This window comes from Hahella sp. CR1 (assembly GCF_029813005.1).
In the GTDB taxonomy this organism is placed as follows: domain Bacteria; phylum Pseudomonadota; class Gammaproteobacteria; order Pseudomonadales; family Oleiphilaceae; genus Hahella.
Genome location: NZ_JAPELK010000013.1, coordinates 116498 through 128266, shown reverse-complemented (window position 1 = coordinate 128266; position 11769 = coordinate 116498). Strand labels below are relative to the sequence as shown.

Annotated in this window: 13 protein-coding genes; 12 read left to right on the top strand and 1 reads right to left on the bottom strand. The window is 53.5% G+C overall.

The genetic code is table 11. The annotated features are described in order from the left end of the window. Positions 1–332: 332 nt before the first annotated feature. The 8 genes from ONV78_RS25915 to arcC all read left to right on the top strand — a co-directional run bounded on the left by ONV78_RS25915 (position 333) and on the right by arcC (position 7235). Entirely contained in the window at positions 333–794 is a 462-nt protein-coding gene (locus ONV78_RS25915; protein ID WP_279507335.1) for a hypothetical protein, read from the top strand. A gap of 18 nt (positions 795–812) precedes the next feature. Beyond that, positions 813–1304 carry a hypothetical protein gene (locus tag ONV78_RS25910; protein WP_279507334.1) on the top strand — a complete coding sequence of 164 codons (492 nt, stop codon included), beginning with the start codon at positions 813–815 and terminating at the stop codon, positions 1302–1304. A gap of 21 nt (positions 1305–1325) precedes the next feature. After that, complete coding sequence (locus tag ONV78_RS25905; protein ID WP_279507333.1) at positions 1326–1829, top strand: hypothetical protein; 504 nt, start codon at positions 1326–1328, stop codon at positions 1827–1829. A 221-nt stretch (positions 1830–2050) separates the two neighbouring features. Next, positions 2051–2248, top strand: a complete 198-nt coding sequence (locus ONV78_RS25900) for a CsbD family protein (RefSeq protein ID WP_279507331.1) — start codon at positions 2051–2053, stop codon at positions 2246–2248. A gap of 247 nt (positions 2249–2495) precedes the next feature. Beyond that, the gene (gene arcD / locus ONV78_RS25895; RefSeq protein WP_279507329.1) at positions 2496–3932 is read left to right on the top strand and encodes an arginine-ornithine antiporter; all 1437 of its coding nucleotides are present in this window, start codon (positions 2496–2498) and stop codon (positions 3930–3932) included. Positions 3933–3992: 60 nt separating this feature from the next. Further along, on the top strand, positions 3993–5243 hold the full coding sequence (gene arcA / locus ONV78_RS25890) for an arginine deiminase (protein WP_279507328.1): 1251 nt from the start codon (positions 3993–3995) through the stop codon (positions 5241–5243). A gap of 33 nt (positions 5244–5276) precedes the next feature. Beyond that, positions 5277–6284, top strand: coding sequence for an ornithine carbamoyltransferase (locus ONV78_RS25885; RefSeq protein ID WP_216735188.1), 1008 nt, complete (start codon positions 5277–5279; stop codon positions 6282–6284). Positions 6285–6299: 15 nt separating this feature from the next. Next, positions 6300–7235 carry a carbamate kinase gene (gene arcC / locus ONV78_RS25880; protein ID WP_279507324.1) on the top strand — a complete coding sequence of 312 codons (936 nt, stop codon included), beginning with the start codon at positions 6300–6302 and terminating at the stop codon, positions 7233–7235. 28 nt (positions 7236–7263) lie between these two features. Here arcC and ONV78_RS25875 read toward each other — a convergent pair whose 3' ends face one another. After that, positions 7264–8016 (bottom strand): transporter substrate-binding domain-containing protein, encoded by a 753-nt coding sequence (locus ONV78_RS25875; RefSeq protein WP_279507322.1) that lies wholly within the window; start codon positions 8014–8016, stop codon positions 7264–7266. Positions 8017–8374: 358 nt separating this feature from the next. Between ONV78_RS25875 and ONV78_RS25870 the strand changes: the two genes are divergently transcribed. From ONV78_RS25870 to ONV78_RS25855, 4 genes are all read left to right on the top strand, one after another. Then, positions 8375–8941, top strand: coding sequence for a DUF4875 domain-containing protein (locus tag ONV78_RS25870; RefSeq protein ID WP_279507320.1), 567 nt, complete (start codon positions 8375–8377; stop codon positions 8939–8941). 68 nt (positions 8942–9009) lie between these two features. Further along, positions 9010–9507: a hypothetical protein gene (locus ONV78_RS25865; RefSeq protein ID WP_279507319.1), complete on the top strand. Its 498-nt coding sequence runs from the start codon at positions 9010–9012 to the stop codon at positions 9505–9507. Positions 9508–10291: 784 nt separating this feature from the next. Then, complete coding sequence (locus ONV78_RS25860) at positions 10292–10666, top strand: DUF6559 family protein (RefSeq protein WP_279507317.1); 375 nt, start codon at positions 10292–10294, stop codon at positions 10664–10666. A 380-nt stretch (positions 10667–11046) separates the two neighbouring features. Next, on the top strand, positions 11047–11769 hold the full coding sequence (locus tag ONV78_RS25855; RefSeq protein ID WP_279507316.1) for a TetR/AcrR family transcriptional regulator: 723 nt from the start codon (positions 11047–11049) through the stop codon (positions 11767–11769).

Sequence of the window (11769 nt, the reverse complement as noted above, 5' to 3'; positions counted from 1 at the left end):
CAATAGAGTCCCTCCTCTTTGCCTGTGAACGTCGGAACCAGCTCGTGGTGAGCCCTGTCTCCCTCGGCTTTTCGACGCAACCTGAATAAATATGACGAAGAGCGCATTTTCGCAAAATCCCATGAAAACGGGATGAACGACAGGGAAAGTCGGGTTATGTTGATAGAGTGTTGCGTCTGCCCTGAGTCCAGATCAGGACGGAGGCGGCCACAGGAAGTGGCTTTTCCGGAGTTTGACGGCGAAGTGTGAGAGTGTCGGCGCCAGCTCAAGGAAGAAAGGGAAAAGCCGTGGCAAGCAGAATGATTTTATTGCAAACGCTTGTTGAGGTTCCTATGAACTTACAAAAATTAGAAGAACAAGTTTGTAAAGCCAGAATCGTATTTGAAGCCCATGGTAGGGAAATCAGCGACATTTATCTGGGGCGCTTTCCCTACTGCGCCTGTCGCGCGGCGAGCGACATGCTCGGCACCTGGTTGACAGCGCATGGCTATGACAATGTGCACTTCGTCAGCGGCCTGCGCGGGGAGGAGCCGCACGCCTGGTTGGAAATGGGGGCGTTGATCGTCGATATCACCGGGGACCAGTTTATTGATGGACCGGGTCGTATATATATCGGCGCGGATAAGCGCTTTCACGATCAATTTGGCCTGCAGGCAACCAGCGAATGCTGCCTGAGCGGCGTATTCGAAGCGCCTTACAGAACCTTCGCCGCCTATATGGGATCGGCGTCGGAATTTACCCCGCCACCTCCTCCGATGTATGCTCCGCACGCGATGCAAAGCATGGAATTATAGCCGTCACCGGAGTTAAGTTTGTCTTCCACCCTAGTCGCCAGAGCGCGCCAACTAAGCGCCTGGTTTCATGTCCTTTTGTGCGGTTTGTGCCTGTCTCCTCCCTGGTTCGCGCTGGCGATAGCTATGGACGTGGGAGATCAGCGGCTGTGGACTGTCACTCTGGAAGCCGCGCCCTATGGTCTGACAGCGATGGCGTTTGCTTACCTGTATGGAAAAAAGTTTGGGGACTGGTATTTACCTGTCGATGGTGAAAAACCAACATTTGAGATTGTTTGTGCTTCCTGCGTGGTGTCCTTTTTGGCGGCTATCAGCACAGGAGCATGTATTGGTCTGATCTCATCCGTATGGGAAGGGATGGATGGACTTTCTGTCGGGCTATTCGCTGGATTGGCTGGATACCTTTGCGCGCTGCCGCTGATATTGATTTTAGGTGGACTGGGAGGCTTGGCGCTGACCCGGCGCCTTAACAAATTGGCGGCGGATTTAAATCAGGCGGTTAAGCCCGCTTAAATCTCTGCTTAAGGAGTATGCGTGTCTCCCCAAATTATTGCCAGAGCGCGTCAGCTTAGCGCTTGGTTTCATGCCTTTTTATGCGGTTTGTTTCTTATACCGTTTTTTGCATATGGCCTTTTTACATCTAGCGAAGATATTTTACCGGCGTCCAAGATGCTCCTGGTTGATTGGGGACCAATTATTCTGGGGAGTATGGCGCTTGCCTATGTTTATGGGAAGTTGTTGGGACATTGGTATCTTCCGCTCGAAAAAAAACGGTCTACATTCGTGAAATTACTCACTTCCTGCGTCGTTTCTTTTTTGACGGCGGTTAGTTTCAATCTGTTGGCTGAGGTGGCGGGAGTGATCGCTTTGAAAAGTGTTGAATCAGGCTTGGGAATCGCTCTCTTAGGAATGGTTGGCGGGTCGCTCATTGTTGTAAAACTGCTTCCATTGATTGCGCCGCTTGGTGGACTGGGCGGCTGGCTAGTGATGAAGCATTGCGCCAAATTGATCGAACAGGAAAGCAACGAGGTTTCCTGATCCCCCTCTCTAAACTTCCGGCGTATTTTTTACAACAGCTTTGTAGAAAACACCTTTTCTGCACTGAATATTTGCGCTTATTTTTTATTCTTATTTTGGTTTGTTTCATTATAAATCAATGGCTTGAAATGAGTTGGCCCGCTTTCTGCTGTAGTAGGACTGAGAGCTTTGCAGTGATATTCGCAAAGCGACTTTTCGAGAACCAGCTAAGGAGAAAGACTATGAATTGGGACCAAATTGAAGGCAAATGGGAACAGTTTAAAGGTAAAGCCCAGCAGAAGTGGGGCAAGTTGACGGATGACGATCTCGACGTAATTCGTGGCCGTCGCACCGAGCTTTCCGGCCGCATTCAAGAGCGTTACGGCATGGCGAAAGAGCAGGCCGAGCGCGAAGTTGACGACTTCGCCAAGAAGTTATAACCGGCGTCCCCAGCCCCCCGGTTGTGGCCGCGCAGCTGCGCGGCTCCCTCAGACATGATTGCCCGTCACCTTCCGTGACGGGCTTTTTTGTATAAAAAACACCCCACTCCCCTGATTTTATAGAGTTTTTGTATCGGGTTTCCGAAATCCGTATGATCTGCCTCAATTTGCTGGCGGGTCACGCTGGTTTGTGTCTATTGGTGTCGCCACACTTGGCGAAGTTAATGCCCGTGAGGGGGAGGGGTTAATGACTGTGTCGGATAAGCAGCCGCAACGGCTGAGGCTTGGCGCGTTGATCGCGTTGGTGGTGGGGTCGATGATCGGCGGAGGGATTTTCTCGCTGCCGCAGAACATCGCAACCAGCGCTGGAGCCGGAGCTGTGCTGTTGGGTTGGTTGGTGACCGGCGTCGGTATGCTGGCGTTGGCGTTTGTGTTTCAGACGCTGTCGCGACGTAAACCGGAACTGGACGCTGGAGTATACGCCTACGCGAAGGCGGGCTTCGGCGCTTATATGGGATTCAACTCCGCCTGGGGATACTGGATTTGCGCCTGGATTGGCAACGTCAGTTATTTTGTGTTGCTGTTCAGCTCTTTAGGCTTTTTCTTTCCTGTTTTCGGCGAGGGCAATACGCCCACGGCAGTGATCTGCGCGTCCGTATTGCTCTGGATGGTGCACGCTATGGTGCTCTCCGGCGTGCGCCAGGCCGCTTTTATCAACATTATCACTACTGTCGCCAAAATTGTGCCTTTGATTATGTTCGTCGTTTTGGCGTTTGTCGGGTTCAAGGCGGATTTGTTCAGCATTGATATCTGGGGCGTCGAGGAGCCGGCATTAGGGTCTGTACTGGATCAGGTGCGCAACATGATGCTGGTGACGGTGTGGGTGTTCATCGGTATTGAAGGGGCCAGCGTTTACTCGTCCCGCGCGCAGAATCGCTCCGATGTTGGCAAGGCGACGGTGCTTGGCTTTATTGGCGTGCTCGCTCTGCTGGTGATGGTCAACGTGCTGTCCATGGGCGTGCTCAGCCGCGCTGAATTGGCGGGGCTGAAGAACCCCTCCATGGCGGGTGTGCTGGAAGTGGTGGTCGGCGCCTGGGGTTCCAAGCTGATCAATGTGGGCCTGATCATTTCACTGTGCGGCGCTCTGCTGAGCTGGACGATGCTGAGTGCGGAGATTCTGTGCGTCGCGGCGAAAGACGGCGCTATGCCGAAGGCGTTGGCGCGCACCAATTCTCGCGGCTCGCCACGGGGCGCGTTGTGGCTCAGCAATACGCTGATCCAGGTATTTCTTATCATTACCCTGTTTTCGTCAGGCACCTATCTGGATCTGCTGTACCTGGGTTCCTCCATGATTCTGCTGCCTTATTTCTGGACGGCGTTTTATGCCTTGATGCTGTGTCTGCGGGGAGAAACCTACGGCGACAATGATCGCGTGCGCGGCAAAGACTTCGCCATCGCGCTGGTCGCCGTGCTGTACAGCCTGTGGCTGGTGTATGCAGGCGGCGTGAAATACCTGCTGCTTAGCTCGATTCTTTATGCGCCGGGCGCGGTGGTTTTCGCCATTGCGAGGAAAGAACAGGGCGAACGCGTATTTACTCCGCTTGAAACCGGGGTGCTGGTTGTCTTAATTATGGCGGCTCTGGCGGGAATAGCTGGGCTGTATATGGGATATCTGTCGCTGTAGCGGCGTGATCAATAGAGTTCGCCTTTTCAAATCAATAGGTAAGCAAAGGAAGGATAGGCTATGACTGCTGCAACGCGCCTGGGCGTTTTTTCGGAAGTAGGCAAGCTACGCAAAGTGATGGTATGTCGTCCGGGCCTGGCGCATCTGCGTCTTACGCCGGGGAATTGCGAAGAGCTGCTATTCGATGATGTGATCTGGGTGCAGCAGGCGAAGCGGGATCACTATGACTTCGTCAGCAAGATGCAGGACCGTGGCGTGGATGTCGTGGACATGCATGATTTGCTGGCGCAGACCATGGCCTTGCCGGATGCCCGTCAGTGGCTTTTGGATCGCAAAATCACCGACGAACACGTGGGCGTTGGATTAGCGGACGACGTGCGCGCCTGGATGGGCGAACTGCCTGCGTCCACCCTGGCGGATCTGTTGCTGGGCGGCGTGGTCGGCGGCGATCTGCCGGAGGACTTCGATAGTCGGGAAATGGCCCTGTTCCGTGAGTTTATGGGACGTTCCGGGTTTGTCATTCCACCGTTGCCCAACTCGATATTCACCCGCGACACCAGTTGCTGGATTTATGGCGGCGTGACGCTGAACCCCATGTACTGGCCCGCGCGTAGACAGGAAACGCTGCTGGCGGCGTCCATTTACCAGTTCCACCCGGATTTCGCGGGAGCGGATTTTAAAGTCTGGTGGGGCGATCCTGAAAAAGACCATGGCGCAGCTACGCTGGAAGGGGGCGACGTCATGCCTGTAGGCAATGGCGTCGTGTTGATCGGCATGGGCGAGCGCACCTCCCGTCAGGCGATTGCGCTGGTGGCGCAGTCATTGTTTCGTCATGGCGCTGCGGAGAGAGTCATTGTCGCCGGCCTGCCGAAACTGCGCTCCGCCATGCACCTGGACACAGTTTTCACTTTCTGCGACCGCGATCTGGTGACGGTGTTTCCAGAGGTGGTCAACCGAATCGAAACTTTCTCTATTCGTCCCGGCGATAATGGCGCGGATGGACGTCTGGATATTCGCCCGGAAAAAGCCCCTTTTGTAGAGGTGGTCGGAGAAGCGCTTGGCTTGCCCAGGCTGCGCACGGTACAGACCGGCGGCGACAGCTACGAACAAGAGCGGGAGCAATGGGATGACGGCAATAACGTAGTGGCGCTGGAGCCCGGCGTGGTCATCGCCTATGACTGCAACACATACACCAATACCCTGCTGCGTAAAGCCGGCGTGGAGGTCATCACTATTACCGCCGGCGAACTGGGACGTGGCAGAGGCGGCGGCCATTGCATGACTTGCCCCATTATTCGCGATCCGGTTTAGGCGTTAATTATTTAGGTAACAAGGAGATTTCTTATGTCGCGCAACCTTCACAACCGCAGTCTTCTCAGTATGCTGGACTTCACTCCCCAGCAACTGCGATTTCTGCTGGATCTGGCCAGAGACCTGAAACGGGCCAAGTACACCGGCACCGAGCGTCAGCATCTCAAAGGCAAAAACATTGCGCTGATTTTTGAGAAGACCTCCACGCGCACCCGCTGCGCTTTTGAAGTGGCGGCCTATGATCAGGGCGCGCATGTGACCTATATCGACCCGACCGGATCGCAGATCGGACACAAGGAAACCATGAAAGATACGGCGCGGGTGCTGGGGCGTATGTATGACGCCATCGAATACCGCGGCTTCCATCAGCATATTGTGGAGGAGCTGTCGCAGTACGCCGGCGTGCCGGTCTATAACGGTTTGACCGATGAATACCATCCCACGCAGATGCTGGCGGACGTCATGACCATGCGTGAGTTCAGCGACAAGCCGCTGCATGACATTTCCTACGCCTATGTCGGCGACGCCCGCAACAACATGGGCAACTCCCTGTTGATCATCGGCTGTCAGCTCGGTATGGACGTGCGCCTGGGCGCTCCCCGCGAGTTATGGCCCAAGGATGAATTGATCGAACAATGCCGGGAGATCGCCGCCCGCACCGGCGCCCGTATGACGTTGACCGATAAGCCAAGGGAAGCCGTTCGCGGCGTGGATTTCATTCACACTGACGTATGGGTGTCCATGGGCGAAGCGCCGGAACGGTGGGGCGAGCGCATCAATATGCTGCTGCCGTTTCAGGTGAATGCCGCGCTGTTGGCGTCGGCCAATAATCCCCGGGTGAAGTTCATGCACTGCCTGCCCGCCATCCATAACTCGGAAACCAAGATCGGCGCGCAGATATTCGAGCAATATGGCCTGCACAATGGCGTGGAAGTGACAGACGATGTGTTCGAGTCGGAAGCATCTATCGTGTTTGATCAGGCGGAAAACCGGATGCACACCATCAAGGCGGTGCTGGTCTCTACCTTAGCGGATATCTGATCGGGAGACGTGGCGATGAGGATAGTCGTGGCTCTGGGCGGCAACGCCCTGTTGCGTCGGGGGGAGCCCCTGACGGCGGACAATCAGCGCATCAATGTGCGCCTGGCCGCAGAGCGTCTGGCCGCCGTAGCGCCGGGTAATGAAATGGTGATTGCTCACGGCAACGGTCCGCAGGTCGGATTGCTGGCGTTGCAGGCGGCGGCCTATGCGTCGGTGTCGCCGTATCCCCTTGATGTGTTGGGGGCGGAAACCGAAGGCATGATCGGGTACATGATTGAACAGGAGCTAGGCAATCTGCTGCCTGCGGATGCGCCGCTGGCTACCGTGCTCACCCAAGTGGAAGTGGACCCGGATGATCCAGCTTTCCAGCATCCCACCAAACCTATCGGGCCCGTCTATGAAGAGGCGGAAGCCGAGGCGTTGGCCGCTGAGAAAGGATGGCGCATCGCCCGCGACGGCGACAAATTCCGCCGCGTCGTCCCCAGTCCGCGGCCGCGCCGTATCTTTGAGATCCGGCCTATTCAGTGGTTGCTGGAGAAAAATACGGTAGTCATCTGCGCAGGTGGCGGCGGCATTCCTACGCTGTATAACCGCGACGGCAAGTTGCAGGGCGTCGAGGCAGTGATCGACAAAGACCTGTGCTCCTCTTTGCTGGCGCAGCAACTGGATGCGGATCTGTTGATTATCGCCACGGATGTGGACGCGGTGTATCAAGATTGGGGAACGCCGGATTCCCGCCCGGTTAGGAAAGCGCACCCGGACGCGTTGCAATCGGACGCGTTTCCCGCCGGCTCCATGGGGCCGAAGGTGCAGGCCGCCTGTGAGTTCGCCCGTACTACCGGTAAGCCCGCAGTGATTGGTTCGTTGCGTGATATCGAGGCCATGATTGCAGGAGAGGCGGGCACCCGCATCAGTACGCAGTTCGCGACTGGGTCGTTGGAAGTAGCTTAAGGTTTGCCTGACTTCGCGCGGACTACCCTCAGTAGTCCGCCCAATTCTCGACGATTTTCGAATACACGCCTTCCGCAATCATATTCGCCAGCGCCTGATCGAAGCGTTTGCGTAGATTGGCGCGTTGGGACTTCTTGGAGAAAGCGATGTAACTTGGCGTTTCCTCCACATTCGGCTGCAGGCGTTTGATCTGTGGTAACGAACGCACTTTCTGGCCCTGCAGACGCCGGTATTCCAACAGAACGCCGCGCTGATCGCCCACGATGATATCTATGTTGTCATTGATCAGGCGTAAAAACAGATCGTTCAGACTCACGGCGGTGACGAAGTCTGTGTTCAGCTCCATGCTGCGAAAGGCGTCGAATTTTTCGCCGTAGCTGAAATCCTGCAGGCCGCCAAAGCGAAACTGAGCCAGTTGCTGCAGGTCGCCATCGAACTGAATAGGACTGTTCTCCGGCACGAACAGGGATACGTTTTCCATCATCAACACCAGCGATGAGTAATCCGCATAGGTCTCCCGCACCGGCGTTTTCAACAACTCAAACACGCCGTCCACCTCGCCGTTCTCCAGATAACGCAGCGCCCGGCTCCAGGGCAGCTCGATCAACTTCACTGGTTCATCCATACGCCTGAAGGCCTCTTCCACCAGCGCCACGCTGATGCCTCGGGGAGCGTTATTTTCGTTGTAGTGATAGGGGACCAGACGCGTAAACGCGAGCACCGTTTCAGCCCAAACGGCGTGAGGGAAGAGCAGTATCAATAAAGCACACAAACGGAGCATGCAAAGCCTCCGGAAATTCTCTGACGCTGGACGATAACCTGAATCCGTCTGGCGCCGCCGATTCCGGCGGAGGCCTGTGACACTCCGTTGGCCTGAACCCGCCGCAGCGGGTCTATCGAGTAAGTATAGCCCAGCTTTTTAGAAGGTCAGACTTGTCGGTTTTTAGGGGGCTTACAGGAACCCGGATGTATCTATGTTTTGACGCTGGAGTGATCTGACGCTAATTAGGATTTATAGCGGGCAAAATAAGCGACCTTGGCGGCTCTATTTATCTTTCAGTGGGCAAGATGAATGCATTCGTTCTGATACATGATATAAGCTGGCGGCCAGTCATTGATCTTTTGCCCGGGGAACAACAATGAATAGAGCAATCGCCATTGCGTTAACTGCCTTTGTTACGACCGTTACCTATGCCGCGCCGCCATCCATTGGTTTCTCGAAGGCTGCTGCTTATGACGTTGTTAGCCAAGAAAAAATCAGTGAAGGCGATAACGATTACATATTCTCCTGCGTCGCGTCTAAAGCGATAGGAAAAGAAGAGCGGGCGCACACGATGGTGAAGGCGATAATGGATATCCAAAGCGCCTCGCCGGATATCAAAATTGCGCTGCACTTAGCTCCAGACCGTGCTCTATGTCAGGAAGGCAGATTGATTGGCGCATCCTATTACAGTCCTGACGGCTCTGGATGGAAGGGGGTTGGACGTGGCTCCTGGACGTGGAACATATCGACCACAGGCAAAAAAGTGACGGAACAGGAAATTTCAGACACGGTTTTATACGAAAAAAGTAAGCCTGAGTTTAAGAAGAAGTTTGGTGATTTATATTATTCAGAAAAGCTTGATGAATATGTTAAATCCCAGCTTGGGCATGAGCCTAAGTACGTTACTACAGGACTTTGGGTGGATACTTATCACGTTGAGTGATGGAGCGATTATAAGCCCGCCAGGGATAAACACGCCGCTCATATATTGCTAACTCTATTGGGACGAATATGAAATTTACGCTTGCCCTATGGCTTTTATTACTCTCGCTTTTCTCCTACTCGACGGAGTTGAGAATACATGAGCTAAGAAACTATGGCGCTTTGCATTATCTGGAGTTCTACATGATGGAGAAAGATGGCGTTCTAGTGAAGGCGGCGTTTAAGGCGTTGGAAACTCCCAAGTGTCCGTTCAATATGCGTTTGGTTGGAGGTATGTCGAAGGACACAATGAATGAACTTCGCGAGTTTTACCGACTGAACTATCCCGAACAATTAAATGCGTACCTGAATTCGCCGAGGGACAAGTCAGGTTCAGCAATTGCGCCGCTGGCGGCGCTTATACCAGAGGCTTTGGCTTCCACCACCCTCCTCAGAGAAGTCGGTGAGGAGTTAAAAGACCGCAAGTGCGCGCTTGGCGATATCAGCTACGAAAAATTCGTCCCCAGCATCGAGGAAGGCTTTTGGGTGTCGGATATTTATATAAAAGTGGTCAAGCAGGTGGAATGATAACGGGCGACACTCTGCTTATTTGGAGAACTGGGCTATGAAGGGTCCTTAATGGGCCTTCAGGCAATTATTGTTGTGATTTTGTCTTTGCTTTGATGTTGAAAACTTGTCTTTAGTTGTGTTTTGATGCCTCCCATACCTGCCGCCAAAGATTAAAAATATACTCACTGACTTATCACAGAAACATCAAAGTCTTTGGAAGCGCCAGCGATACCAGTGAGCGAATTTGATTGGTGAACAAATGAGAGTGTGTCCTCATTGTAAAAACAAGATATCCATTAAAGGAGCGGGGGCTTCTAAAGAGAGTCCCGTTCGTTGCGCTCAATGTGGAAAGTATTCTTATCTCTTTCCTGGTTACTATGGCGTGACTCAGCTTTTTGTAACTCTATCCTTAACCTGGCTGGTTATTGCGGGCTTACAGTTTACATGGCCTTACCTGGTAGTCAGTCTGATAGTCTCGTTGGCGATTCTGATCGCACTTGTTCTTTGTTGGCCCATGCGCAGAATGGAAGATGAACAAGTCAGGCGCTTGGAGTTGGAGCAGTAATCTGAGCCCTGATTTGTGGACGTTAGAGTCTGGGACCTGCATAGTACGCCTTTCTGTTTTGTATTAAGTGGATTCGAATAACCTCACCACAGAGGCAATGGTATGACGTCTTTTGCAGTCATCATCAGTGCTGCTGTTTGGGCCGCCGCAAGTCACGTCATTGACTCCAATATGGACAAAAGGCGCCTGACTTTAAGCAGTGGCGACGAGTTATAAGAAGTGGGTAGGGGAGTTTAGATGTTTACTAGAAATTGGTGGCGACGCCGGGCGGCGGTAAAGAGCTATATCAGAGTGTTGGGGCCGGCGTTAGCCAAGAGGGGTGGGCGCAGGAGAGTGTACTCGGTGAAAAAAGTCAGGGCTTTGGTGAAGGAGCTCGGCTTATCTGAAAAATACCTCGGCTACGCTATCGCGCTTTATTGTAAAGAAGCGGACTTCGTCAAATATTCTAATAACCACCAGACCTCAGTCGACCAGGCCGTGAGTTATGAATCGGCGCGAAACTTCGGAATGACGCTGGCGTTAGGCTCCATTTTTTGGAGCAGTGACTCAAGCCACAGCGCCTCCGATGGCGGGTTTGACGGTGGCGATAGCGGCGGAGATTCCAGTTTTTAGCGGTTCTGCTGTTGTCTGTGACGTGTCTGTCAGGAACAGCGCGTTCTACGTCTTAATTTTGCTTTTCCTGCAATGCCCAAACGCGTTCCAGCCCATTCACTATTGCGATGTAGCGGGCTCATTTTAGCCTGAGCTACAGCAACCTTTCTTCCGTGAGCGCCTTTCGGGCTCTTCGCTATTCTGTCTGGGCGCCGCAATAGAAGTCCTCTGATTCTTATTCTGCAATGTTGCGACTCTCCGCTGTAAGGCGGCGTCTGAATTTCTGTCGTTGAGTGTTGTTGTTAGCGGGAATGTCTTTCTCAAAAATTTCGCTTTCTGATTTTGTTTAATTAATTTATCATCCGATTAAATTAATCGACTGATAAATTAATTGGCTTTACATGCGTAAGAAAACCGAGGCCAAAGAGCCGGAAAACAAGCGCGGCCGCCCTCTGGACCCTGCGCTGCAGCAGCAGCGTAAGGACGACCTGTTGGACGCCGCCTTTGAATTGCTGCGGGAGAAGAGCTATCGCAGCATCACCATTCGCGATATCGCTGAGAAAGCGGGCATGAAGTCCGCGATGATCAGCTACTACTTCGGCGGCAAAGAAGATCTCTTCATCGCCTTGATTGAACGCCTGGGCGAACAACAGTTTGGTCGTATTATCGAGGTGATCGCCCAGCCTGATCCCATTCGCGGGTTTATCCGCGCCGCTATTACCAGAATAGTCGATTGTCCGCCTTTGATTACGTTCATCATCGATGAAGTATTGTCGGAGCGGGGCCGGCTGCAGGACCGTTTTATAGACCTGATGCCCCGTCGCATGGCGATGTTTCTTCCCAAACTGATTGAGTCAGAACAGAAAAAAGGAAATTTGCGCGCGGACGTGGACCCCAAGTGGGCGGCGTTTTCATTGGTGAACCTGATTATTACGCCTTTCATCGGCGGGCCCGTGCGCAGGCGGGCCTGGGACATGTCCGATGAGCTGGTGAGCAGTGATGAATGGATTGAGCATGTCTACCGCATGTTTATCGCCGGCTGCGGAGCCGCACCTCATTCACAAACTCGCCCACACTCCCATTCACACCTCCATTCACAACCTGACAATACGAAAGAGGACTGA

Excerpts from the sequence above, each read along its gene's own strand:
- ONV78_RS25860 (WP_279507317.1), top strand. The coding sequence starts at position 10,292 with ATGTTTACTAGAAATTGGTGGCGACGCCGGGCGGCGGTAAAGAGCTAT.
- ONV78_RS25915 (WP_279507335.1), top strand. The coding sequence starts at position 333 with ATGAACTTACAAAAATTAGAAGAACAAGTTTGTAAAGCCAGAATCGTA.
- ONV78_RS25875 (WP_279507322.1), bottom strand. The coding sequence starts at position 8,016 with ATGCTCCGTTTGTGTGCTTTATTGATACTGCTCTTCCCTCACGCCGTT.
- arcD (WP_279507329.1), top strand. The coding sequence starts at position 2,496 with ATGACTGTGTCGGATAAGCAGCCGCAACGGCTGAGGCTTGGCGCGTTG.
- ONV78_RS25855 (WP_279507316.1), top strand. The coding sequence starts at position 11,047 with ATGCGTAAGAAAACCGAGGCCAAAGAGCCGGAAAACAAGCGCGGCCGC.
- ONV78_RS25865 (WP_279507319.1), top strand. The coding sequence starts at position 9,010 with ATGAAATTTACGCTTGCCCTATGGCTTTTATTACTCTCGCTTTTCTCC.
- ONV78_RS25885 (WP_216735188.1), top strand. The coding sequence starts at position 5,277 with ATGTCGCGCAACCTTCACAACCGCAGTCTTCTCAGTATGCTGGACTTC.
- ONV78_RS25900 (WP_279507331.1), top strand. The coding sequence starts at position 2,051 with ATGAATTGGGACCAAATTGAAGGCAAATGGGAACAGTTTAAAGGTAAA.
- arcA (WP_279507328.1), top strand. The coding sequence starts at position 3,993 with ATGACTGCTGCAACGCGCCTGGGCGTTTTTTCGGAAGTAGGCAAGCTA.
- arcC (WP_279507324.1), top strand. The coding sequence starts at position 6,300 with ATGAGGATAGTCGTGGCTCTGGGCGGCAACGCCCTGTTGCGTCGGGGG.
- ONV78_RS25870 (WP_279507320.1), top strand. The coding sequence starts at position 8,375 with ATGAATAGAGCAATCGCCATTGCGTTAACTGCCTTTGTTACGACCGTT.